The 25,101-nt window shown below is 33.2% G+C and carries 18 protein-coding genes; 11 read left to right on the top strand and 7 right to left on the bottom strand.

Annotated elements, in window-relative coordinates; genetic code table 11:
• Window positions 1–26: 26 nt before the first annotated feature.
• Both BM053_RS01515 and BM053_RS01510 read right to left on the bottom strand, forming a co-directional pair.
• Window positions 27–4,916: a choice-of-anchor L domain-containing protein gene (locus BM053_RS01515; RefSeq protein WP_091473252.1), complete on the bottom strand. Its 4,890-nt coding sequence runs from the start codon at window positions 4,914–4,916 to the stop codon at window positions 27–29.
• 345 nt (window positions 4,917–5,261) lie between these two features.
• Complete coding sequence (locus tag BM053_RS01510; RefSeq protein WP_091473250.1) at window positions 5,262–7,763, bottom strand: T9SS type A sorting domain-containing protein; 2,502 nt, start codon at window positions 7,761–7,763, stop codon at window positions 5,262–5,264.
• A 200-nt stretch (window positions 7,764–7,963) separates the two neighbouring features.
• Here BM053_RS01510 and argS point away from each other — a divergent pair, with 200 nt between their 5' ends.
• Window positions 7,964–9,748: an arginine--tRNA ligase gene (gene argS, locus BM053_RS01505; RefSeq protein ID WP_091473248.1), complete on the top strand. Its 1,785-nt coding sequence runs from the start codon at window positions 7,964–7,966 to the stop codon at window positions 9,746–9,748.
• A gap of 54 nt (window positions 9,749–9,802) precedes the next feature.
• Here argS and BM053_RS01500 read toward each other — a convergent pair whose 3' ends face one another.
• Together BM053_RS01500 and BM053_RS01495 are read right to left on the bottom strand one after the other, a co-directional pair.
• Window positions 9,803–10,141, bottom strand: coding sequence for a DUF6686 family protein (locus BM053_RS01500; RefSeq protein WP_091473246.1), 339 nt, complete (start codon window positions 10,139–10,141; stop codon window positions 9,803–9,805).
• Window positions 10,142–10,147: 6 nt separating this feature from the next.
• Window positions 10,148–11,059, bottom strand: a complete 912-nt coding sequence (locus BM053_RS01495; protein WP_091473244.1) for a DUF6607 family protein — start codon at window positions 11,057–11,059, stop codon at window positions 10,148–10,150.
• Window positions 11,060–11,169: 110 nt separating this feature from the next.
• On the opposite strand from BM053_RS01495, the gene BM053_RS01490 reads away from it, so the two are divergent.
• From BM053_RS01490 to BM053_RS01445, 10 genes are all read left to right on the top strand, one after another.
• Entirely contained in the window at window positions 11,170–13,287 is a 2,118-nt protein-coding gene (locus BM053_RS01490) for a TonB-dependent receptor plug domain-containing protein (RefSeq protein WP_244148494.1), read from the top strand.
• 18 nt (window positions 13,288–13,305) lie between these two features.
• A complete protein-coding gene (locus BM053_RS01485; RefSeq protein WP_091473240.1) occupies window positions 13,306–14,403 on the top strand; it encodes an HmuY family protein in 1,098 nt (365 codons plus the stop codon).
• Between the two features lie 128 nt (window positions 14,404–14,531).
• Window positions 14,532–14,711 carry a hypothetical protein gene (locus BM053_RS01480; protein ID WP_091473237.1) on the top strand — a complete coding sequence of 60 codons (180 nt, stop codon included), beginning with the start codon at window positions 14,532–14,534 and terminating at the stop codon, window positions 14,709–14,711.
• Between the two features lie 379 nt (window positions 14,712–15,090).
• On the top strand, window positions 15,091–15,579 hold the full coding sequence (locus BM053_RS01475; protein ID WP_091473234.1) for a PAS domain-containing protein: 489 nt from the start codon (window positions 15,091–15,093) through the stop codon (window positions 15,577–15,579).
• Between the two features lie 5 nt (window positions 15,580–15,584).
• A complete protein-coding gene (locus tag BM053_RS01470; protein ID WP_091473231.1) occupies window positions 15,585–15,971 on the top strand; it encodes an acyl-CoA thioesterase in 387 nt (128 codons plus the stop codon).
• Between the two features lie 93 nt (window positions 15,972–16,064).
• Window positions 16,065–17,414 (top strand): signal recognition particle protein, encoded by a 1,350-nt coding sequence (ffh, locus tag BM053_RS01465; RefSeq protein ID WP_091473228.1) that lies wholly within the window; start codon window positions 16,065–16,067, stop codon window positions 17,412–17,414.
• A gap of 72 nt (window positions 17,415–17,486) precedes the next feature.
• Window positions 17,487–18,371: a bifunctional 5,10-methylenetetrahydrofolate dehydrogenase/5,10-methenyltetrahydrofolate cyclohydrolase gene (locus BM053_RS01460; RefSeq protein WP_091473224.1), complete on the top strand. Its 885-nt coding sequence runs from the start codon at window positions 17,487–17,489 to the stop codon at window positions 18,369–18,371.
• A gap of 159 nt (window positions 18,372–18,530) precedes the next feature.
• On the top strand, window positions 18,531–19,025 hold the full coding sequence (locus BM053_RS01455; RefSeq protein ID WP_091473221.1) for a GNAT family N-acetyltransferase: 495 nt from the start codon (window positions 18,531–18,533) through the stop codon (window positions 19,023–19,025).
• Window positions 19,026–19,171: 146 nt separating this feature from the next.
• Window positions 19,172–20,191 (top strand): tetraacyldisaccharide 4'-kinase, encoded by a 1,020-nt coding sequence (lpxK, locus tag BM053_RS01450; RefSeq protein WP_091473218.1) that lies wholly within the window; start codon window positions 19,172–19,174, stop codon window positions 20,189–20,191.
• Window positions 20,163–20,975 (top strand): purine-nucleoside phosphorylase, encoded by an 813-nt coding sequence (locus BM053_RS01445; protein ID WP_091473215.1) that lies wholly within the window; start codon window positions 20,163–20,165, stop codon window positions 20,973–20,975. The genes lpxK and BM053_RS01445 overlap by 29 nt, the downstream gene beginning before the upstream one ends.
• Here the strand turns inward: BM053_RS01445 and BM053_RS01440 are convergent.
• From BM053_RS01440 to lipA, 3 genes are read right to left on the bottom strand one after another with little or no spacing between them, the layout of a single operon-like run.
• The gene (locus BM053_RS01440; protein ID WP_091473211.1) at window positions 20,962–23,163 is read right to left on the bottom strand and encodes an ATP-binding protein; all 2,202 of its coding nucleotides are present in this window, start codon (window positions 23,161–23,163) and stop codon (window positions 20,962–20,964) included. The genes BM053_RS01445 and BM053_RS01440 overlap by 14 nt on opposite strands.
• Window positions 23,164–23,199: 36 nt before the next feature.
• A complete protein-coding gene (gene gap, locus BM053_RS01435; RefSeq protein WP_091473208.1) occupies window positions 23,200–24,198 on the bottom strand; it encodes a type I glyceraldehyde-3-phosphate dehydrogenase in 999 nt (332 codons plus the stop codon).
• A gap of 22 nt (window positions 24,199–24,220) precedes the next feature.
• On the bottom strand, window positions 24,221–25,093 hold the full coding sequence (lipA, locus tag BM053_RS01430) for a lipoyl synthase (protein WP_091473205.1): 873 nt from the start codon (window positions 25,091–25,093) through the stop codon (window positions 24,221–24,223).
• Between the last annotated feature and the right edge of the window lie 8 nt (window positions 25,094–25,101).

The following is a 25,101-nucleotide window of genomic DNA, read 5'->3' as shown; positions in this document are numbered from 1 at the left end:
GAGGCTTTTGTGGTTTTCGTTTTGACTTATCTTTTGAGTGCAAAGTGCGATTTAAATATTTTTGAAGCTCCTTTTTCGGTATAATCTACTGTAAACCAATAATCGGTTGCTGGTAATGGTTGTCCGTTGAATGTTCCGTTCCAACCATCGCTTGTTGGTGTTATTTGTTTGATTAGTTTTCCGAATCTATCAAAAATAAATATTGGTGCATTTGGATTGGTCATTTTCAAATTCGGAATATTCCAAGTTTCGTGATAACCATCACCGTTTGGTGTGAAAAATTTCGGGTAATTTATAATAGTAGCTTTTACCGGAGCAGGCGAACAATGTCCGTCTTTATCTCTTACCGAAATTGTGTGTTGGCCTGGATAAACGTTGTAAAAGATATTACTACTTTGGTATGGCCCATTATCTAATTGATATTCATAATTTCCTGAACCATCTCCTAAAACATTTACAGTAATATACGTTGGGTTTTCGAACGCATCACTGTAATCGAAACTAATGTAAGGTTCGTATAAGGTGACTTTTGTCGTTATAGTTTTAGGACAATTTGGAGTTACGGAAGTATCTGTAACTGTTACAACGTAAGTTCCAACTTGATTTGTTGTAATTGATGCGGTACTTGCAGGAGTGCTTGCATTAGGATAAGGAGCTCCTTCTAAAGTCCATGCATAAGTATAATTTGGATTTGATAATCCTGTATTTAAAGTCGCGAAATTTAATAAAGTATGAGTCTCGTAATCACTACAAATAAAATACTCAGGATCTAATTTCGGATCAGGCAAAAGATTCACCTTTAGTTTTAATTCGGTTACTGCAAAACAAGGATTGGTTATGGTATTGTTTTGCACTCGAATCCAAACACTATCCGTAAGCGGATTATCGTTAGGATAAGCTGCTGGTGTCGGAATAGGAGTTGCTAACGGATTAGTTCCATCGGCATCAGCCAAAGAGGTGTAAAATGTTAAAGTAAAATCGGCATCTGGTGTTTGTCCGTTTAGAACCTGATTTCTAATGGCAATATCATTCAGATTGAATTCGAAAATACCATCATTTAATCCAAAATCATCACATTTTTCTAACAAATTCACAGGATAAGCAATAGGTCTTTTTACAATAGTAACTGTAAAGCTCGTTTGGTCGAAACAGGTTGGAACAAATGGCGCATTCCCACGAATATATATTGTGGTAATTCCAGAGTTAGAAATAATTGCGTTTGATGCTAATAATCCAGTACCATCATTATTTAAATAATAATTTTCGCCAGGTTTTAAATCACTTGCTTTTAATTGATAACTATCGCAGGTTGCAGGAACATCTGGTAATTGTGTTACATTAAACAAACTAATAGGAATTTCTCTTTCTATATAACAAGTTTTTGTAGTTGATGTACCTGATTCTGCATACACGAAAACAGAAGCTGGCGGTAATATTGTTCCTGTTGGTGGTGATGTAGCTCCTGCTGGTGAGTTTAAAATACTACTGTAAATAGTTCCGGCAGGAATTTCTACTCTACCTACTGTATTTGTAATAGATTGGTTGTAATATTTACCAACGGTAAGTGGTTGTAAGGTAAAAGTATCACAATAATTAAACGCCATAGGAAGCGTGACATCTAATACGGGTGTGTCATAAATAACAATATTAAACGCAAATTCATCTGAACAAATCTGACGCACATTCGTTTCGGTATAAATGAAAATAGGCGCAGTGGTTGAGGTTGTATAGGTTTGTTGTGTCACAATACTACCCGTGCCATTTGGTCCTCCTGAAGCGGTGTAATAATAAAAATTTGCAGGAAGTGCAGGTAAGGTATAAGTATCGCAAGCGTATCTGTCTACTTTTAGATTTGCAGGAATGGCAACTCCATCAAAATCGACAACAAATGAGGTTTCACTATTACAAGCTGGGTCATTAGGATTTTCAGCATAAATATATATAGTTTCTAAATTACTAGGAGTATTTGTTTGTAAAATAGTATAAGGGAGTGTTATAGGGTTAACACCGCCTGAATTATGATAATAATTTCCTACTGGTGGCTGACTAGTTAGCGTAAAATCATAACATCTTATATAAGTAGTTGCTACAGGAGCCAATACAGGTTTTTGGTTTATAGTAATTGTCCAAGGTTGTTCATTATAGCAAACTGGTACTAAAGCAACTGCGGATTCTTTATAAACATAAATTGTACTCGTTGTTGTAATAGAATCTGTACCAGCAAATAATTGAACATTAGAAGCCGTTGCTGGGCCACCTGATAAAGTATAATAACTAGCGCCTTCTGGATTTACTGGTAACATGTATGAATCACATCTGGTTACTGGAGTTGGAGCAGTTAGCGTTGGTTTCAGAATTCTAATCGTAAACGAGTAATTATAAGTACAAGGTGCTCCTGCTACATAATGAAATAATGTTGTTGTGGCGGCGCTTATTAACCCTGGAGCTATTACTGTTCCACCTCCATTAGCTTGTGTACGGTATTCTCCAACAAGAGGAGCAACTAAATTGTAAGGGTCGCAACTATCGGTGTTGTCAAGAAAGCTACCAGTTCCTATAACCACAGCGAAACTTAATATAGGTGTTCTGCAATTATTATTTTCAGCATACAAATATACCGTAGTATCGCTTGTTATTGGCAGTACAACTGGGGTGTAAATACCAGTTGGAATATCTAAAGTATAATAATTTGCAGTTCCAATATCTACAGTTATAGGTTGTAAAGTGTTAATGGCTGTACAGTCGAATAAGTTTGGATAAGTACCTGTTATGGTAGGTGTTTTGTTTATCGTAACATCAAAACTTGTAAATATGATACAGGTTGGATCAGTTGGTGATTGATAATATACATGTATTGTGGTAACTCCTAAAGCAGTAATAGGTGTTCCTGTTGGTGGCGGAAATAATTCGGTGTTTCCAGCAATTGGACCTCCTGCATTGGTAAAATAGCGAGTACCAACATAAGGGTAAGCAGGTAAAGAATAACTATCGCAAGCACTTACGTTTCCAGGTGTTAAGTCTTGTTGTTCTACAATGGTAACCTGAAAATCTGTTTGAGCACTACAGCCTGTCGTTGGGTTTTGATAATAAATATAAATAATCTGATCTATGGTTACTTCATAACCAACAGGATATAATGTACCCGTTCCGTTTGGTCCAGAGTAGTAATTTCCTAAAGCTGGGTTTAGGGCAGGCAAGAAGTAACTGACGCACACGAATTGATCGACTTTATCTTCAACAACTGGTTTTGGATTTACAATCAAATTAAAACTTATTGAACTCGAGCAATTCGGATCTGTGGTCACGTAAACTCTAACAAATATGGTTGTGTTACCCGAATTGAATGCTGTTGTTGTACTAATAGGATTTGCCCCAGAAGCTGCATCGAGAGCAGTAAGATGATACGAAACGCTGTAAGTATTAGATGATTGACCACCTAATACGGCGTTTGTTTGTGGTATATTACCTATATCAAAATCAGCTATACCGGATCCTGCAATAGTTTCGCATCTTTCCATATTGCCTGGAGAATTAGCAACGGGAGCAGGAGTAAGTTCTAAAGTAAATGATTTAGAGTAATAACAGCCTGTCGTTGGGTTTTGTATGCGTACCCAAACAGTTTTAGGTAGGCTTCCCGTAGCAACCGTATAATTAGTTGGTAATGGAGTATTACCAGCATTTGCGTCGGCTTGAAATTCGTAGTAACTTATTAAATAACTAACTGCAGGGTCTATAATGGGTGTGTTTGTCGCTAAATCGAAAGTATAATCAGTAGACCCATTGTTACATTTGTATAAGTTTATTGGGTTAGGTGTACTAATGGGTGTGTTGTACTCAATAACAATTGTATTGGTATCTACTTCACAAGTTGTCGATTGTACATAATAGGTTAGTATGTAAGTACCAGGTTGGTTAATTATAAGATTTGGACCTGTTTCACCAGGAATTGGGTTCCCGTTTCCGTCTTTCCACACAAAATCAAATAAACTAGGATCTAATCCCGAGCTTATGGTATAAGGTTCGTTTATATTATTGTTGTTACAAGGTGCTGTCCCGCTTGCAATGGTTACATCTGGCCCTAAAACATCTTGCCCAAAATCGAAACTACCACCACCTAAGAAGACAGCTGAATCAAACTGATTGTCGTTATTTCCATCGGCAATAACTAGTTTTATATGATAGGTATCCGTTGTTGAAAGATTTGTAGAAGAAGCATTCATAACTACCGTTTGCCCATTGTAATTTGTTGCCGAAGCTGCCGCAGCAGTTCCATCATTAAACAAACCAAAATAACTAGGATTAGCAGAAAGACAGATAGGATTATAAATATTATTTCTAATCGTTTGAACAGATATCGGAATTGTAGTACTAGGTATAACTGCAAGGTTTTCAGTAAACCCTGTTGTAGTGTTAGTTAATAAAAAGGCAAAAGCATCGGGCGAAAGACATTGGTAGGTACCATATTCTTCGGAAGCAAATAAAAACTGAAAATTAAAATTTGGCGAAAGCGGAGTAAAATCAAATTCTAAAACCGTAGCATTTCTAGAAACCATAGTTACTCCAGCTGCTGCAAGAGCAGTTTCGAGGTTAGCATCTCCAGCCCAACCTAATGTTCCGTCGCTTAAAATAGTATTGTTTGGACCAGGGGAATTCATTACATTTCCTGTAGTCAGGATTACTCCGTTTTGTAAAGGAAAAGCTGGATTTGTATTTGTAAAATAACCAATTCCGTTTGTAGATAAAAAATTTGTTCCAGTTCTTGAACTCACATTATTGATGTTTAAACAAGGACTGTTGTTTGTAAGCACATTTCTTACTAATCCGTCAGCGGTATAAGTACCTGTATCTATAGTAATTACTTGTGAAAAACCAATAATTGAAAATAGTAAAAATGATAGTAAGATAATTTTTTTCATAGATAGAAAATTATAATTATAGCTAGCAAATGTATATAAAAAAACCGATTAAGCGCGTTATTTTAACGACAAAGCGCATATTGATAAGAAAATGGTAATCAGGAATTCTTCAAAAAAAATGATATAAGATAAATTTGTAATTATTGAGAATATTATCCAACGAGACAAAAAAATAGTTTTTATTTCGTTACTATAAATCTACAAATAATTTTACAAATAAATAGCCACTTTATTCTTTTAAAATAAAAGTAAACTCAATGTGTAACAAACTAAAATACGCTAAAACTAATAATTAGTTTTAGCGTATTTTATAGTTTTAGCTTTTTTTTCTTTAGATGGGGGAAACTAATTTTTAATAATTTTTCTCGTTAAGCTTTGCGAATCGGTTGCAATTTTTATAAAATAAATCCCGTTCGAAATAGAAGATAAGTTTAACACAATTTCGTTGTTATTTTCAAATCCTTTTTGAGTATAAATTATTTTACCAGTTAAATCAGTAACTTCAATACTTTTAGGAATAAATTCGCCTAATTTTATTGAGAAAATTCCGTTTGATGGATTTGGATATATTCCAATATTTTGAAGTTGAAACTCATCAGTTCCTAAAACTGTTGGTAAAGGCGATTGCCACACACCACGACCAAAAGTTGCTGCAGTAATGTTATTGTCAACATAATTTATCTCTAAATCAGTAACTTTTACATTTGGCAAATTAGTGTCAAAAGCAGTCCAGGTTGTAGTTGTGTCATCTTTATAATATACGCCAAGATTTGTGCCTACAAATAAAGGATTGTTTGCATTTCCCGCCTGATGCTTAATGCAAAATTTCCCAATTGAAGGTAATCCTGTGGCAATATTTAAAAAGGTTGTACCGCTATCAGTAGATTTTAGGGCTTGTCCTGATGTTCCAGCGGTTAAAAGATAAATAATGCTACTATTTGAAGAATGTACAGAAATATCCGAAATAGTTGTGGCTGCAGTATATGCAAGTACAAAATTTATTCCTTTATCGGTACTTTTATATAATTGTGAGCCGTTTACAACATACATATTGTTGTCATTACTTGGGTCAATAGCAATCAAGTCTATATCTCCAGTTCCAATTGTCGAAACGCTTTGTTGTGCCCAAGCGCCACCAGTTGATTTATATAATCTAGAATATCCTGCAAAAAGTTCGCCTAAGCTGTTAATGTCTAATGGCGTAACCCAGTTTCCTCCAGAATCACCTGAGCCTGTTTCCGCTGCGGGAGCGCCAGCTACGGATCCACCCGAACTAGTTCCTGCATTTGTACTTTTGTACAAAGAACCACCATATTGTATAAACCCGTAACTTAAATCTTGATTTAGTGGACTTATGGCAACATCCATTCCGTCAGCGCCATAATAATTTTTCCATTGATTAGTATTAAAAGCGTGACCACCATTGTCTTGGTGTCCAGTAATCATTTTAGATGAGGTTTGTTTTGCTACGGCCAGTTTATAAATTATTCCGTTTTGAATGGTTTTTGTTAAATCGGTAAAAATAGTTCCTCCATTTGACGAAACATAAATACCGCCATCGCTTCCACAATATAATTTTGTTCCGAAAAACCTTAAAATATGAATATCCGCGTGGGTGTATGCTGCCGCCGAAGGCGAGCTCCAATTGTTCATTTTTGTAAAGGATGTTCCGCCATTTATCGATTTCCAAACATTCAAACAACCTGTGTAGATTTCTTCAGCATTTGTGGTTGATACCGCAAGGGCCAAATCATACCATGCTTGTGTAGATTCTAAAACATTGGTAACATTTGCTGTTATAGCAAAATTTAATCCTGAATCTGTCGATTTATAAATACCCTGATATCCATTACCTGTAGTAGCACTTAAAACATAAATATAATTTGGATCTGCAGGAGTAACATCAATAACCAATCGCCCAGAAGAAGCAGGTAATCCAGAAGTTATTGTTGTAAAAGTACTGCCTGAATCTGTAGATCTATAAAAAGTAGAAGCGCTTACAGCATATACTATTGTTGGGTCTGTTGGTTTAATTTTAATATCTTTTATGTTTCCAGTCAAAGTTCTTGTCCAAGAAGTTCCAGCATTTACGGATTTATAAAGACCAGCACTTGTAGCAACCCAAACCATATTAGAATTGGAAGGATTTACATAAAGATCAGATGCTCTACTTGCCCCAGAAATAGTACCAGTTACATTCCAAGTTGTACCACCATCTATCGATTTGTACACACCAACAAAATTTGTGTCTGAATGATCTCTATCTCCAGTTGCAATATAGATTATGTTAGAATTGTTAGGGTCGATAGCAATTCCTGAAACCCCAATTTGCGGGAATTCATCAAACAAAGGAACAAAAGTAGTCCCTGCGTTAGTCGATTTCCAAACACCACCCGCAGGAGTACCAGCATATATTATACTTGCATTGTTAGGATCTACAGCAACAGCTTGCACACGTCCTTGACCTGATGACCAAGAACCTGAATTTATATAAGGCAATGTTCCAAGAACTGGTTGCCAATTACTTGTAGCAGTAACGCTTCGGTTACTTTGTGATTGTTTTTTAGTATTATAAATTTCAAGTAATTCCTCATTTGTTAGTATTGTACCATCATCATGAAGCTGATTTTCTTGATGGTTAACCCAACGCATAAAGGGTTTGTAGCCACTTCCTTTAATATCTCTGTCATGGTGTAGCCAATACTCGTCAAAGGCATTTTTCATTTCTGTCATTGTTGCATTACCATTTTTAGATTGCAAACTTTGCATCCAAGGAGCGTCAGAATTGTATTGTGCAAATGCAGATAGATTGGCAAATAGAAAACATAGAAAGATAATTTTTCTCATAATTGTGATACTTTAAATATGATTGTTCTAAAGGTAATTCTTACTTAAATTTACTACAAATTTAGATTTTTATTTTAAAATAACTAAATTATGAAGCATTTTAGATAAATAAACCATTCAGTTTAGTAAGGAGTTAGAACTTTACGCCCTTTGACTATTTAGAATAAAATAGTATCTTTGGCATCTTAAAAAAAGTAAAAATGTCACTACAAGAAATTCTAATTCCAAGTATCAAAATCGCAATTCAGGAACTTTTCGAGGTTACAATCGAAAAAATAGAATTTCAATCGACACGGAAAGAATTTGAAGGAGATATTACTATGGTAATTTTTCCGTTATTGAAAGTGATAAAAGGGAATCCAGTTGATTTAGGAAATAAAATTGGAAATTATTTAGTCGAAAATGTAACCGAAGTCGAAGCTTTCAATGTAGTTTCAGGTTTCTTGAATATTGTAATTGGTAACGAATATTATATCGATTTCTTTAACGGAATAAAGACCAACGAACAATTTGGTTTTGTATCTCCAAAAGAAAATGAAAAAGCTATTATGGTCGAATATTCTTCGCCAAACACCAACAAACCATTGCATTTAGGTCACGTTCGTAATAATCTTTTAGGATATTCTGTTGCCGAAATTATTAAAGCTTCGGGCAAAAAAGTATACAAAACACAGATTATTAACGATCGAGGCATTCATATTTGTAAATCGATGCTCGCTTGGCAAAAATTTGGAAATGGCGAAACGCCACAAACTTCGGGTCTAAAAGGTGACAAATTAGTTGGTAAATATTATGTTGCCTTTGATAAAACCTATAAGACAGAAATTAGCGAATTAATGTTGCAAGGAAAAACCGAAGAAGAAGCTAAAAAACAAGCGCCAATCATTATAGAAGCCCAACAAATGCTTCTCGATTGGGAAGCTGGAAAACCAGAAGTAATTGCACTTTGGAAAACCATGAACCAATGGGTTTACGATGGTTTTGCAACAACATATAAAAATTTAGGAGTCAATTTCGATTCTTACTATTACGAAAGTAACACCTATTTATTAGGAAAAGAAGTCGTTCAAATAGGATTAGATAAAGGTGTTTTCGAAAAAGATCCTGATGGTTCAGTTTGGATAGATTTGACAGAAGACGGATTAGATCGTAAAATTGTATTGCGTTCTGACGGAACAGCGGTTTATATGACACAAGACATAGGGACAGCGATTCAGCGTGTTAAGGATTTTTCAGACGTTGGTGGAATGGTTTACACTGTAGGTAACGAGCAAGATTATCATTTTAAAGTTTTATTTTTGATATTAAAGAAATTAGGATTCGATTGGGCTTCAAGCTTATTTCATCTATCTTACGGAATGGTCGAATTGCCTTCTGGAAAAATGAAATCTCGTGAAGGAACAGTAGTTGATGCCGATGATTTGATGGAAGAAATGACCGAAACCGCTCAAAAATTATCGGAGGATTTAGGCAAATTAGAAGATTATTCTAAAGAAGAAAAAGAAGCATTGTATAAAACCATTGGTTTGGGCGCACTTAAATATTATATGCTTAAGGTTGATCCTAAAAAATCGATGATGTTTAATCCAGAAGAATCTGTCGATTTTGCAGGAAATACTGGGCCATTTATCCAATATACTTACGCTCGTATTCAATCTATTTTGCGAAAAGCAAATTTCGATTCGTCTGTCACATTGAGCGCAGTCGAAATGACATTGCACCCAAAAGAAAAAGAACTCATCAAACAAATAGAAATGTATCCTGAAGTGATTCAGAGCGCTGCGACTAATCATAGTCCAGCTTTATTAGCAAATTATATTTATGATTTAGTAAAAGAATACAACTCGTTTTACCAAACGGTTTCTATTCTTGGTGAAGAAAATCACGACAAAAAAGTATTCAGAGTGCAATTATCTAAAAAAGTTGCAGATACTATAAAAACAGCTTTCAAACTTTTAGGGATTGATGTTCCTGAAAGAATGTAAATAAAAAGTCCGCCTTGTTTTTTAACAAGGCGGATTCTTTTAACTTATGTAACTTTAATTCAAAATCAAAGGATATTTAATGTCTTCTACATCTAAATAAATCTTTCCTTTTTTGAGATTTAGCAAATCTAAAAGTTCATATAACTCATATCTATCTATTAGTAGCATTAGGTTTGTTTGCAAGGTAGGAATCGGAATTTTTTTCTCATAAATAGAATTTTCATACTCTTTCTCCCAATAACTAGCATCAATCTTCGATAAATAAGTTTTAAAACTTTCTAGCTCAAACGGAGTCAAGCTAAAAGTCAAATTCTTGTACGACAATTGGAAATTTTCGGAACGAGTGCATTTAATCAAATTTCCATTCAGGCTTGTGTTTAAAAATTCGCACATGGGTGTTTATTTTACAATATAACTATCAATTATTTTGTTAACGTCTTCTCTTGTAGCGTCTGGTTTTAGTTCAAATAATTTCATAAATAAAAATTGATTGTCCACTTTTTTCTCTAACGATAAAGTTCTGTTTTTTAAAAAAATTATTTCCCATTGGTCTCTAACTTTTTTCCAAATAGCATTGTTTTTTTTCCAATAATTTTGAGCCAAAATACATTTAGAATCTTCCACTTTTGTGTACACATCATGTCCTTTTTCTTGTGCTAACAAGACATCTTTTTCGCTATCTTTTCTAATAAGTTTAGAATTATCTTGATCGTGAATCCAACCAGTAGCTGTTGTTTCTTGAACATTAGTTCTTTTCAAAATATTATAATCATTACGAATCGTATGTTCACGTCTTGGTAATGGTGCATCGGTAGTATTTTCCCAATAATGTCTGCCATCTGCGTGAATCCAAGTCGCAGTGCCTTCGTATCTCGGGCTGTCATCTACCTGATATACTTTTTGTGTCCATTGTCCTTTTACTTCTTTAGGCTTTTTTTGATTAAAATTCCAAGTAGTTTCTTTATTGAAATTATAAAAATTGGTATTTTCAAATAACCAATCTTGGCGCCAATGTTTTACAATAGACTCTTCCGTTTTTCCAGTAATTAATAAATGTTGTAACGAAATTTTATTGGGTTGGTCTTCTAATAATTCTACCCATTCTAACGCTGTTTCATGTTTCACAGGCGATTTTTTGTATAAACTATCTTTAGAATAACTAAAGGTTTCTGTAAAATTGAACTGCACTTCATAGCAACCGCACATTGACTTAATGGCTTTTATGTCTTCTGTTTTTTTAAAATCTTGACTTTTTGCCGACAAACCAGCTAGCATAATTGATGCCGAAAATAGAATTGTTTTGATTTTCATAATGTTATGTTTTTAGTATTAAATTTCTTTCGCAAATATATTATATTTATTTAGAATAATTAAAAATAAGATATATATTTGCTAAAAATTATTAAGAATTATTCTAAACAATGAAAAATATCTTCTATATAGTATTCATGATTATTGTAAACCTAAAAGGAGTAAGTCAGGAAAAAAAGATTGATTCTACAAATGTTAAACAACTAAATGAAGTTGTAGTTACAGGACAATTTGCTCCACAATCGATAAAAAAATCAGTTTTTAATGTACGATTGATAACTGCTAAGGACATTCAGAATTTAGCTGCCAATAATTTGTCAGATGTTTTGAGTCAGTATTTGAATATTACCATAAGACCGAGCGGAACAAGTGGTCGTTCTACCGTTTCATTATTTGGATTGGATGCTCAATACTTTAAAATATTAGTTGATGGTGTTCCTTTGGTTAACGAAGCCGGTTTGGGAAATAATACTGATTTATCTCAAATTAACTTAAACGACATCGAACAAATAGAAATTGTAGAAGGTTCGATGGGCGTGACACACGGAGCCAATGCAGTAAGTGGTGTTTTGAATATTGTAACCAAAAAATCTTCGCAAAATACTTGGAATATTTCAGCAACAGCGCAAGAAGAAACTGTGAAAGATGAATATTCACTTTTTGAAGAAGGAAGACATATTCAAGCTTTAAAAGTTTCACATACTATAAATGACAATTGGTTTGTGAGTTTGGGTGCGAACAGAAATGATTTTAAAGGTTTCTTAAGCGATAAAAAAGGAAAAAACTATACAGAAAACGACCAAATGCGTGGTTTCAGATGGCTGCCGAAAGAACAAATAAATTCTACTGCATTAATCTCGTATCGTAAAAATAATTTCAATTTTTTCTACAAATTTGAATATTTAGACGAGAATATCGACTTCTATAATAGTACTGTACAATCGGGTTATAACACAGGATTAGGTTCGTATCGTTATGCGAGTGACAAAAGATATATGGTCAACCGATATTTTCATAACTTAAATACAACTGGAAAAATTTTCTCGAAATTAAATTATAACATTTCGCTTTCTCATCAAAAACAAGAAAGAAATGTGGAAGATTTCAGGTATTATTTACAAACCAAAACGGAAGGAAATAATGTGATTGTAAAAGATCAATCGATGGAAGTTTTATATTCTACGGGAACTTTGAGTAATTTCTTTATAGATAAAAAAGTCGATTTACAATTGGGTTATGAAATCGTCAACAACAAAGGGTTTTCTTTGATTCAAGAAGCAAATAACATAATTGTCCCAATTCGTAAAACGCTCGAAAACTACGATTTCTTTGTTTCTTCTGAAATAAAAGCTACTGGAAAATTCTCTATTCGACCAGGAATGCGAATTTCGGCACAATCGAAATTTAAAGATCAATATGCTTCCTCTTTAGGCTTAAGATATTTATTTGAAAAAGGTATGGAACTTCGTGGTTCGTATGGAACTTCGTTCAGAACACCAACTTTTGAAGAATTATATTCGAAACAAATTTTCGACGGACACTTTTTCGCAGGAAACGAAAACCTAATTCCAGAAACAAGTGCTTCGTATGAAATGAGTCTGAAAAAGACTTCTTTCTTAGCTTCTAAACTTCAAATTTCAAACACTTTTTCTGGAAGCTTTCTAAATGTGAACGACAGAATTGACATGGCTTTAGTGCGATTTAATACGGATACTGGAAATCCAGAATACGAATACATCAACATTGGTAAATACCGAATGTGGAATTTTTCAACCACAAACCAATTCAAAAAAGAAAACTGGACATTTAATATTGGTACTTCCATTATTGGAATTTCTCAAAAAATAGAAAATCAGGTTTTTGCATCCAATGAAAAATACTTGTATTCCTTCAATTTGAATAGTAGCGTTTCTTATATGATTCCGAAATGGAATACCACATTTTCTACTTATTACAAATACAACGGAAAATCGCAACAATTTGTAGAAGGCGCTACAGAATATATCATTTCAACAGTAGATCCAAGCAGTTGGCTAGATGCTTCTATTAGAAAAACTTTTTTCAAAGACAAACTGGAAACAACAATCGGAGCAAGAAACTTGCTAAACATAACTAGCATCAATCAAACTAGAACCAATGAAGGAGCTGGACACGCCACATCTACACAAATTATGTTGGCTTATGGTCGCTCCTATTTTTTAAAACTCACGTATAACCTTAATTTTTAACATTTATATATTAATAGTATGAAAACAACAATTTTATCTTTAAGTTTTGCTTTGCTAACCTTAGCATCTTGCTCAAACGACGACGAAACTACTTCTTCTGTAGCAGTAATAAAAACACCTGTTTCGACAGGAACAATAAAACAACCAACAGTTGGTGGAGCGAACCAACCGAATCAAGTATTTTTAGATTTAAGTACAGAAATCTCAACACCAGTAAATAGATCTTCTTGGGATTTCGGATTTTCTTCTGGTTCTGATTTTAGAGTTGTAATTAATGGATCAATTAAAATGGCTGTAAAACAATTAGCCACTTCTGACATTACTTTAACACAAACTTCAGATGCTAGTGTAGCCGTTGGAGCAGGAACAAATCCTTCAAGCAACGGATATTGCGATAATCCAACTGGAGTTTTAGCTGGTGCTGGATTAGGAATTGGAACTGCTATTGCAGAAGTTTCTGCAACTGACGCAGACAATAAAGTGTATTTAGTAAACTTAGGATTTGCAATTTCAACTACAACTCCAAGTGTAGGTTCTGTGAGTATTGATGGAAATGCAAGAGGATGGAAAAAAGTTAGATTTTTACGAAATGGAAACGGTTACAAAATTCAGTATGCCGATTTGACTTCTACAACTTATAGTGAAAAAACAATTACTAAAGATGCAGATTTCAACCTGACATTTTTTAATATGACATCTGAAATTACAGTTGTTATAGAGCCACAAAAAGCAAAATGGGATGTGTGTTTTACAACTTTTACAAACTATGTAAACTTTGGTAGTGAGGTAACTTACGGATATTCTGACTTTATTACTACAAATATGAAAGGTGGTACAAAAGCATATCAAGTTTTAACTTCAGAATTTGCTTATGATACTTTCGTAAAAGCTAATATTATGGAAGCTAACTTTATAACATCAGGAACGGATCAAAGAATTATTGGTTCTAACTGGAGAAATGGTGGTGGTCCAACAACTTTACCAAGTGTAAAAACAGATCGTTTTTATGTGGTAAAAGATGTAACTGGAAATTACTATAAAATAAAATTTTTAGCGATGACAAATGACGCAGGAGTTAGAGGAAATCCAACCATTCAATATGCCATCTTAAATTAACAGAAGTACTTATTTTAAAAGAAAAATCGAAGTTTCTCATTAAACTTTGAATTTTGTTCGTGTTTAGTTTTAAAGACTGCTCAACAATAGGGCAGTCTTTAATTATATTAATCTCAACAAAATAATATATGCTAGATTATACCATATTTATCCTAGAAAAAGTAAGTTTCGATTTGAATCTCTTTTCGAAAGAATTACTAAAAGCATTAAAAATACTTATTCCTTCAGATATTATTCAATTGCGAGATTGGTTTTATTATTTTGCAAAAGATAAAAGGGAATTGCTAATATTTGGATCCTATTTTTGATATCCAAAATAACACAAATTGATTTTATAGCTTATACATTCCATTTGTTATATTATCCTTACATTTGTGACTCACAAAATAACTTAAATCAATTCCGAAAGATTTTTTCTTTTGTTGTGGAATCAAGTGAAATTCTTGAACTGTCGTGCAACTGTGTTTTCCTTTTTATGGAATAAGTCAGATACATATAATTGATTTTTGTTTAAGCATCACGAAAGTGCTTGGACTCGCGTATTTCATTAACCTCTAATGAAAGAATACGTCTGTTTTATTCACTTTTTTAATAATAAAAATGAATAAACATGAAACACAAAGAATTAATATTCGATTCAAATCATCAACTTAATATTGCTTTCCAATATTGTGAAACTATTCAAATATGTTAGAAGAATATGAGAAAGCTTTTGCAAAATATAGGAAAGGTTTAAAAACAATTCCCTTGCCAATTATTTGTTGGGATTTTCATAGTATTAAAAATTTAGAATTACTAAGTTTTGATGTTATTCAGAAAAATTGGAACGGAAAAATAAGTTTTCTGAAAATTGTAAACAATGAAAAGAAAGACATTATTGTAACCGATAAAAATTTCAAAATTATTTTTGCAACAAAAAGCATTGTAGCAATGACTGGTTACCAAGCGGAAGAAATTATGGGCAAATCACCTAAAATATTTCAAGGAATTTTGACGTCAGAAACTACAAAAACCAATATTAGACAAGCAATAACTAACAAATTACCATTTAAAGAAGTAATTGTAAACTACAAAAAAGACGGTTCTACTTATTTATGCGAAATTGAAGCAATTCCGAAATTTGATAAAAAAGGAGAATTTTTAAACTATATCGCTTTCGAAAGAATAGCATCTTAAATACTATGAAAACACAAGAAGGAAAAATTAACGATTCAATTACACGAGTTTTTAAAGCCGTATTTCCTAACACAACAAATCACTACGATACCTTATTTGGCGGAACAGCCATGCAGTTTATGGACGAAGTTGCTTTTATAACAGCCACAAGGTATAGTCGCCAGAAAATGGTTACCGTTAGTAGTGATAGAATAGATTTTAAAAGACCAATTCCGCATGGAACCATTATTGAATTGATTGGTAAAGTAACTTATTTAGGAACTACAAGTCTAAAAGTTAGAGTCGATATTTTTATTGAAGAAATGTATTCGAATTCAAGAGAAAAAGCCATTACAGGAGAGTTTACTTTTGTTGCGATTGATGAAAATAAAATGCCCGTTAAAATCGGTTAAAAAAATAATGTTTTAAGTAATATTTTTATTTTCAATAATCTTTACATAATCCACTTCAAATTCTTAAATTTGCGGCATTAAAATAAAAAAATTATGTTCAATAGTTTAAGCGAAAAGCTAGATAAAGCCTTCCATATATTAAAAGGTCACGGAAAAATCACCGAAGTAAACGTTGCCGATACATTAAAAGAAGTACGTCGCGCCTTACTTGACGCCGATGTTAACTTCAAAATTGCCAAAGATTTTACTACCAAAGTAAAAGAAAAAGCAATAGGAGCAGACGTTCTAACAACCTTACAGCCAGGGCAATTATTAGTTAAAATCGTAAAAGATGAACTAACTGAGTTAATGGGTGGCGATGTGGCTGGAATTAATCTTTCTGGAGCACCAACCGTAATTTTAATGTCGGGATTACAAGGTTCAGGAAAAACTACTTTCTCAGGAAAGTTGGCTAATTTTCTAAAAACTAAAAAGAACAAAAAGCCATTATTGGTTGCCTGCGATATTTACCGTCCGGCAGCAATAAACCAGTTGCATGTAGTTGGAGAACAAATAGGTGTTGAGGTATACTCTGAGCCAGAAAACAAAAATCCAGTCGATATTGCTCAAAATGCAATCAAACATGCTAAAGCAAATGGTTTTAATGTAGTTATTGTCGATACCGCCGGTCGTTTAGCTGTCGATGAAGAAATGATGGCAGAAATTTCTCGTGTTCATAAAGCAATTCAACCACAAGAAACCTTGTTCGTTGTCGATGCGATGACAGGACAAGATGCCGTAAATACGGCAAAAGCTTTCAACGATATTTTAAATTTCGATGGTGTAATCCTTACTAAATTAGATGGAGATACACGTGGTGGAGCTGCAATTTCGATTAAATCGGTAGTAAATAAGCCAATCAAATTCGTAGGAACTGGAGAAAAAATGGATGCGATCGATGTTTTCTATCCAGAACGTATGGCAGAACGTATTCTTGGTATGGGTGATGTTGTATCACTTGTAGAAAGAGCGCAAGAGCAATATGATGAAGAGGAAGCTAGAAAAATCCAAAAGAAAATTGCCAAAAACGAATTTGGTTTCGATGATTTCTTATCTCAAATCCAGCAAGTGAAGAAAATGGGTAATATGAAAGATCTTGTAGGTATGATACCTGGAGCTGGAAAAGCCCTAAAAGATGTTGAGATCGAAGACGATGCTTTCAAACATATTGAAGCTATAATCTATTCGATGACACCAACCGAGAGAAGCAAACCTGCAATAATCGATGTGAAACGAAAAACTAGAATTGCAAAAGGAGCAGGAAGAAAACTAGAAGAAGTCAATCAATTGATGAAGCAGTTTGACCAAATGAGCAAAATGATGAAAATGATGCAAGGGCCAGGCGGGAAAAACATGATGAAAATGATGGGCGGAATGAAAGGCGGAATGCCAGGAATGAAATAACATTTAAAAGGCGCGATTTATCGCGTCTTTTTTTTAATAAAAATATTACACAACTACAATACAACAAACAAAATGATTCTACTAGACGGAAAAAAAACAGCACAAGACATTAAAGTCGAAATTACAGCCGAAGTTAATAAAATGAAAGCCAACGGAGAAAAAGTTCCGCATTTGGCAGCATTAATTGTGGGTAGCGATGGCGCCAGTTTAACCTATGTTGGTAGTAAGGTAAAAGCTTGTGAATTAGTAGGATTCGAATCGACATTAATAAAAATGCCAAGTACTACTTCAGAAACCGAATTACTTAAAAAAATTAAGGAATTAAATCAGAATGACGACATCGACGGATTTATTGTCCAATTGCCATTACCAGAACAAATAGATACGCAAAAAGTGCTAATGGCTATTTGTCCGAGCAAAGATGTAGACGGTTTTCATCCAGAAAATTTCGGAAAAATGGCACTCGATATGACCACATTTATTCCAGCAACACCATTCGGAATTCTCGAATTATTAGAGCGTTACGGAGTAGAAACAAAAGGGAAACACACCGTAGTTATTGGTCGTAGCCACATTGTAGGTCGTCCTATGAGTATTTTAATGGGAAGAAAAGGTTTTCCCGGAAATTCGACAGTGACACTAACACATAGTTACACAAAAAATATTGCACAAATTACTACACAAGCCGATATTATAATTTCAGCATTAGGTGTTCCTAATTATCTTAAAGCCGAAATGGTAAAAGATGGCGCAGTTATTATCGACGTGGGAATTACTAGAGTTCCAGACGAAACAACTGAAAAAGGATATGTAATTACGGGTGATGTTGATTTCGAAAACGTGTCTAAAAAAGCATCTTATATCACACCAGTTCCCGGCGGAGTTGGCCCTATGACTATTGCAATGTTGCTAAAAAACACCTTGTTAGCAAGAGAACAACGAAGAGTAAATAATTAATTTGTTATTGCATAAATTGATATGCAAATCAAATTATTTTGCCACAGATTAAAAGGATTAAAAAGATTAAAAAGATTTTTCATATAGTGTAGTGAAAATCTGTGCTAATCTTTTTAATCTGTGGCTAATAAAAAAAATACATTTTAACCTTAATTTTTTATGAAAATTTCTGTTGCAACAAAATCTCAATTAGAGATTATCAAAGATTTAGCTTATAAAATCTGGCCAAGCACCTACGGACCAATTCTTTCGAAAGAACAAGTAGATTTTATGTTAGATAAATTTTACAACATAAAATCTCTTGAAGAACAAATGCTTCAAAAGAATCAAGTTTTTTTACTAATCGAAGAAAATAATAAATATTTAGGTTTTTGTGCCTATGAATTGAATTGTGAATCTTTAAACAAAACCAAATTGCATAAGATTTATGTTTTGCCAGAAACACAAGGAAAAGGAATTGGTAAAATACTATTGAATGAAGTCGAAAAAATTGCTTCAGAAAATAATAATTCAGCACTTTTTCTAAATGTAAATCGATACAATAATGCACAAGAATTTTACAAAAAACAAGGTTATTCGGTAATTAAAACTATTGATATCGAAATTGGAAACGGTTATTTGATGGAAGATTTTGTGATGGAAAAAAATTTATAAATCAAAATTTCATAACACGAATTTCACTAATTTACGCAGATTAATTTGTGTACATTAGCGACCAGAGCCTGAAAGAGTGAACTGGTGAAGCAAATTCGTGTTAAATCTTAGCTTGTAACGTTTTTAAATAATCGTATATTCGTAAAATGAATTTCCTGCGAAAAATACTATTCCCATTTGCCATTTTATATGGTTTTATAACTAGTATTCGTAATTTTCTTTTCGATTGTGGGATTCTAAAATCCTATTCTTTTCCCATTCCAGTTATTGCCGTAGGAAATCTAAGCGTTGGTGGAACAGGAAAAACACCGCAAATAGAATATTTAATCAGATTGTTATCGGATAAATACAATGTTGCTACTTTAAGTCGAGGTTACAAACGAAAATCTGAAGGTTTTATCTTGGCAAATGTAACTTCAAATTCAGAAATTTTGGGAGACGAACCATTTCAGTTTTACAAGAAATTTCCAAATATTCAAGTAGCTGTCGATGCCAATCGCAAAAACGGAATTGAGCAATTATTGTCATTATCTAACAAGCCAGATATAATTTTGTTAGACGATGCTTTCCAACACCGTAAAGTAAAAGCAGGATTTTATATTTTACTTACTGCTTACAACGATTTGTTTACCAATGATTTTATGCTTCCCACTGGTAATCTTCGAGAAAGTAGGAGCGGAGCAAGAAGAGCCAATATCATCATTATTACAAAGTGTCCCAGAGATATTTCGGAACTTGAGCAAAATAAAATAAAAGAAAAAATAGGAGTCGACAAAACAGTATTTTTTACTTTTATAAATTATGATGATAGACTATATTCGAATAATAAAACATTAAATATAACTGAAATAAAAACTGTTGATAAATTACTTGTCGCAGGAATTGCTAAACCTGAATCCTTTTTTGCATATTTGCAATCCAAAAATGACAAATGTCTAGTTTATCCAGATCATCATCATTTTTCTGAAAAAGATAGTATTGATATTAAAGAAAAAGCAAAAAATAGAATCATTATTACCACCGAAAAAGACTTTGTTCGCCTTAGTGAAAAACTAAAAAGCGACAACCTTTTTTATTTACCAATAAAAAGTTCATTCGTAAATAACGGGAATAATTTTGATGAAAAAATTATAAATTATGTGGGAACAAGTACAACAAACAGCTGATTTTATTACAAATAAAACTAATTTTTCGCCAGAATATGGTGTGATTTTAGGTTCAGGATTAGGCAATTTTACAGATGATATTGATGTAGAATATATTTTGCCTTATTCAGAAATTCCAAATTTTCCAGTATCTACTGTTGAAGGACATAAAGGCGCTTTGGTTTTCGGAACCATTCACGGAAAAAAAGTAGTTGCCATGCAAGGACGTTTTCATTTTTATGAAGGTTACGATATGAAGCAAGTTACTTTTCCAGTTCGTGTGATGAAACATCTTGGTGTAAAAAAACTAATAGTTTCTAATGCTTCTGGAGGTGTAAATCCTACTTATAAAGTTGGTTCGATTGTAATTATCAAAGACCATATCAATTTTATGCCAGAACATCCGCTTCGTGGAAAAAATGACGAACGTTTTGGTCCACGATTTGTAAATATGAGTGAACCATACAGTCGTAAAATGATGGCTAAAACCAAAGAAATTGCATCGGATTTAAATATTGAAGTTCGCGATGGCGTTTATTTAGGAATTCAAGGTCCAACTTTTGAAACGCTTTCAGAATACAGAATGGTTAAACTTTTAGGTGCCGATTGCGTAGGAATGAGTACCGTTCCCGAAGTTATTGTAGCAAGTCATATGGGTTTAGAAACTTTCGGAATCTCGGTAATTACCGATATGGGTAATGAAGAAAGCATCGATACAATTACTCATGCTGAAGTACTTGAAGCCGCTCGCAAAGCCGAACCACATGTTCGCAGTTTGATAAAAGAATTAATTATACAATATTAGTTTCCGCCATAAACGTATTTTCGATAACTTTATAAAAATTATCAGGGTTAAAAGGCTTGGTAATTACATCGTTCATGCCGTAAGATAACAGCATTTCTCTATTTTCGTCTAGAGATATTGCTGTGAGTGCAATGATTGGAGTATTAATGTTAAATTTCCTAATCTCGGCGGTGGCAATAGTTCCGTTTATTCCTGGTAAATGCACGTCCATCAATACTAAATCGTATTGATTAGTTTGCATTTTGCTAATGGCATCTTCGCCAGTTTCGCATATTTCGCAAAGCATTTGTTTCTTCTCGAGGAATTTTTTGGTAATCATCTGATTAATTTTGTTGTCTTCAACCAACAAGATTTTTTTGCTTATAAATATTTTTTCATCAATAAGATTGTTTATTGTTGAAGGAGTAATTTTTTCTCCAACCTTGAAGCTTAAGTTTAATGTAAAGGTTGATCCAACACCTATTTCGCTATTTACAAATATTTTCCCGTTCATTAATGTAACTAACCTTTTTACAATGGTTAATCCCAATCCTGTTCCGCCATATTTTCGGTTAATTTCTATCGATCCTTGTGAAAAACTCTCAAAAATAGATTCTTGTTTGTCTTTCGGAATGCCAATTCCAGTATCTTGAATTTCAAATTTAACTAGGCAATTGTTAAGATCTCTATTTATAAGTTTAGCATTTACAGTAATAGTTCCATTTTCTGTAAATTTTAAAGCGTTGTTTATCAGGTTTATGAATATTTGAGATAATTTTGTTGGATCTCCAATTAAGATTTCAGGAACTTCATTGTCTATATTTAAATTAAAATCGTTGTTGTTCTGGCTAGCTTGTTCTTTAAGCGAATTTTGAATATTGTTTAGTAATTCTTTAATATTAAAACTGATATTTTCAATTTCAATATTATCGGATTCAATCCTGTTTATTTCAAGAATTTCGTTAATGTAAGTGAGTAAATAATTTCCTGAAAACTTCAATGATTTCAAGTATTCAATTTGGCTTGGTTTGGGTTTGTCATCTAATAAAATATGCGAAATTCCATTAATCGCATTTAGCGGAGTTCTTAATTCGTGACTCACGGTCGATAGGAATTCGGCACGAGCTTTCGATGCTTTTTCTATTCTTTCTTTTGCAATTTCTAACTCACTATTTTTATCTCGAAGCAATTCATTCGATTTGTTTCTAATAATATTATTTTTATACAACGACAAACTTAAAAGCGAAAGAATTGTGATTAATGCAATACTTAAAATATTAATTAATTTCGAAAATTTATTCGATTTTTCCTGTTGTTTTTTCTCTTTATCTAATTTATCTAAAGAACGCATCATATCATCGACTTTAAACCGTTCGGTTACTAAAGTTTTGTCGCTATGTTCTGATATAGAATTTAAGGAATCGTTTAGTCTAGTATGAATTTTTAGAAAAGCAAGCGAATTGTTTGTTTGCTTCATGTTATCGTAAACCTCACTTAGTTTTTTGCTAATTTTTATTTGTTGGTTGACGTTTTTATTTTCAATACTTAATTGGTAACCTCTATTTAGATAATTTAAAGCAAGATTGTTTATTTTTTCCGTTGCTTTTATTTGTCCTAATTGATACAAAGCTTCAGATTGTAGTTTGAATGTATCTTTTCCAGTAGGTAAATGTGAAATTTGCAAAAATACTTTTTCAGCTTGGCTTACCTCTTTTTTGTCTAAATACATAAGCCCTTTTTGCAGATTTACCATATTTACTGCATTAGACAAATTGATACTTTCGTAAACTGAATTTGCTTTTTGAAAATATGATTCGGCTTTGCTAAAACTTTCTTTTTGCATGTAACACAAGCCTAAATTGTAGTAGGATAACGCTAATTTAGAATTAACTTCGACGGTATTTAAGATGGAAACTGTTCGCAGTAAATTTTCGATGGCAATGTCGTATTTTTTCAAATCTATATATACTGTGGCCAAACAATAGTAACCGCTTACCAGCGCATCTACATTATTGGTTTTCTGACCAAAAACTATCGATTTGTTAGCATTTTCTAATGCTTTGTCAAATACTTTATTGTCCTTAAAATAGTTTGCTTTTTCAGTATAAAAAAAAGAACTATCTACTTTCGACACAGATTGTTGTCCGTTTCTTGAGAAAACAGAAAGTGAACAAACAAAAAGTAGAATTAAGAATAATCGTTTAAACATTTTTTTTTCAGCTAAGAAAAGACTCCCTAAATATAATTATTTTTTGTGAATAAGCGAAATTAAATCGATGATTCGACTAGAATAACCGATTTCATTGTCATACCAGCCCACAACTTTTACCATTTTGTCTATTACAGAAGTAAGTTGTGCATCAAACATACAGGAGTTTTTGTTTCCAATAATATCGACCGAAACAATAGGATCTTCGGTATAAGCAAGAATTCCTTTCAATTTATTTTCAGCCGCAATTTTGAAAGCGAGATTTATTTCTTCGATAGAAACTTCACGTTTCACATTGAAAGTTATATCAGTCAAGGAACCATCAGGAACAGGAACTCGAATACCGCAACCACCTATTTTTCCTTCCAATTCGGGAAATATTTTGGTTAACGCTTTTGCAGCTCCAGTTGTTGTAGGAACAATACTTTGGCTTGCGCCACGTGCTCTTCGCAAATCTTTGTGTGGTTGGTCATGCAAACTCTGATCGGTCGTGTAGGAGTGAACCGTCGTGATATAAGCTTGCTCGATACCACATAATTCCTGAATGACTTTTATCATGGGAGCGGCATTGTTTGTGGTGCAACTCGCATTAGAAATTATAGTTTCTGTTCCGTCAAGAATGTGTTCGTTTACGCCTAGAACTACGGTTTTTATATTTTCTACTTCGGCTGGTGCCGATAAGATCACTTTTTTTGCACCAGCTAAAATATGTGTATTTATAGCATCGAAAGTTTTGTATTTTCCTGTGCTTTCTATAACAAAATCAATATCTAAAGATTTCCAATCGAGATTTTTTATTTCTTTTTGATGAAAAAATAAATACGGTTTCTTATCAACTAAAATCGAATTTTCATCGGAAGAAACTTCGGAAGATAAAACACCGTGAATACTATCATATTTTAATAAATGAGCCATCGTTTTATTGTCGGCAATGTCATTTATGGCAATGATTTCGATTGTAGGATGGTTTAATAATAATCGAAATAAATTCCGACCAATTCTTCCAAAACCATTTATAGCAATACGTGTTTTCAATTCGTAATTCGTAATTTTTAATTTAAAGGATATGTTTTTGGGCGTGATAAGACGAACGAACTAATGGACCACTTTCTACATGACGAAAGCCCATTTCTTTACCTAAAATTTCATATTTTTCGAATTGTTCTGGCGTTATAAATTCCTTTACGGGCAAGTGTTTTTTGCTTGGTTGCAAGTATTGCCCTATGGTTACAATATCTACATTGGCTTCACGCAAATCTTTCATGGTTTGTATCACTTCTTCTTCTCTTTCGCCCAAACCAAGCATGATTCCAGATTTTGTTCTTTTAATTCCCTTGGATTTCAAATAGCGTAAAACTTCTAAACTTTTGTCATATTTCGCCTGAATTCGGACTTCACGAGTTAAACGACGAACGGTTTCTACATTGTGTGAAACAACTTCAGGATTGGCTTCTACAATTCGGTCTAAATTTCTTTCGACACCTTGAAAATCTGGGATTAATGTTTCTAAAGTGGTTTCGGGGTTCATTCTTCTAATCGCCTTTACGGTTTCTATCCAAATTATTGAGCCCATATCTTTTAGATCATCCCTATCTACACTAGTAATTACGGCGTGTTTGATGTTCATTATTTTTATAGAACGGGCTACTTTTTCGGGTTCATCCCAATCGACAGTTTCTGGACGACCAGTTTTTACACCACAAAAACCACAAGAACGAGTACAAACATTTCCTAAAATCATAAATGTTGCCGTTCCTTCTCCCCAACATTCGCCCATATTTGGGCAACTTCCAGAAGTACAAATCGTATTGAGTTTGTATTTGTCGACCAGACCACGCAATTCGGTATATTTTTGACCAATAGGTAATTTTACTTTTAGCCATTTTGGTTTTCCTACGGGAAGTATGTTAGAATCTAGAACAGTTTCCATAAAATGTA

Origin of the sequence: Flavobacterium swingsii (genome assembly GCF_900111965.1) — a bacterium.
Lineage (GTDB): Bacteria > Bacteroidota > Bacteroidia > Flavobacteriales > Flavobacteriaceae > Flavobacterium > Flavobacterium swingsii.
This window is presented reverse-complemented; position numbering and strand designations above follow the sequence as displayed.

Bases quoted from the DNA above. Each gene is read 5' to 3' on its own strand.
- argS (WP_091473248.1), top strand. From the start codon at position 7,964: ATGTCACTACAAGAAATTCTAATTCCAAGTATCAAAATCGCAATTCAG.
- lipA (WP_091473205.1), bottom strand. From the start codon at position 25,093: ATGGAAACTGTTCTAGATTCTAACATACTTCCCGTAGGAAAACCAAAA.
- BM053_RS01475 (WP_091473234.1), top strand. From the start codon at position 15,091: ATGTTAGAAGAATATGAGAAAGCTTTTGCAAAATATAGGAAAGGTTTA.
- BM053_RS01515 (WP_091473252.1), bottom strand. From the start codon at position 4,916: ATGAAAAAAATTATCTTACTATCATTTTTACTATTTTCAATTATTGGT.
- BM053_RS01500 (WP_091473246.1), bottom strand. From the start codon at position 10,141: ATGTGCGAATTTTTAAACACAAGCCTGAATGGAAATTTGATTAAATGC.
- BM053_RS01480 (WP_091473237.1), top strand. From the start codon at position 14,532: ATGCTAGATTATACCATATTTATCCTAGAAAAAGTAAGTTTCGATTTG.
- BM053_RS01485 (WP_091473240.1), top strand. From the start codon at position 13,306: ATGAAAACAACAATTTTATCTTTAAGTTTTGCTTTGCTAACCTTAGCA.
- BM053_RS01460 (WP_091473224.1), top strand. From the start codon at position 17,487: ATGATTCTACTAGACGGAAAAAAAACAGCACAAGACATTAAAGTCGAA.
- BM053_RS01445 (WP_091473215.1), top strand. From the start codon at position 20,163: ATGTGGGAACAAGTACAACAAACAGCTGATTTTATTACAAATAAAACT.
- BM053_RS01490 (WP_244148494.1), top strand. From the start codon at position 11,170: ATGAAAAATATCTTCTATATAGTATTCATGATTATTGTAAACCTAAAA.
- ffh (WP_091473228.1), top strand. From the start codon at position 16,065: ATGTTCAATAGTTTAAGCGAAAAGCTAGATAAAGCCTTCCATATATTA.
- BM053_RS01455 (WP_091473221.1), top strand. From the start codon at position 18,531: ATGAAAATTTCTGTTGCAACAAAATCTCAATTAGAGATTATCAAAGAT.
- BM053_RS01495 (WP_091473244.1), bottom strand. From the start codon at position 11,059: ATGAAAATCAAAACAATTCTATTTTCGGCATCAATTATGCTAGCTGGT.
- BM053_RS01510 (WP_091473250.1), bottom strand. From the start codon at position 7,763: ATGAGAAAAATTATCTTTCTATGTTTTCTATTTGCCAATCTATCTGCA.
- BM053_RS01440 (WP_091473211.1), bottom strand. From the start codon at position 23,163: ATGTTTAAACGATTATTCTTAATTCTACTTTTTGTTTGTTCACTTTCT.
- BM053_RS01470 (WP_091473231.1), top strand. From the start codon at position 15,585: ATGAAAACACAAGAAGGAAAAATTAACGATTCAATTACACGAGTTTTT.
- lpxK (WP_091473218.1), top strand. From the start codon at position 19,172: ATGAATTTCCTGCGAAAAATACTATTCCCATTTGCCATTTTATATGGT.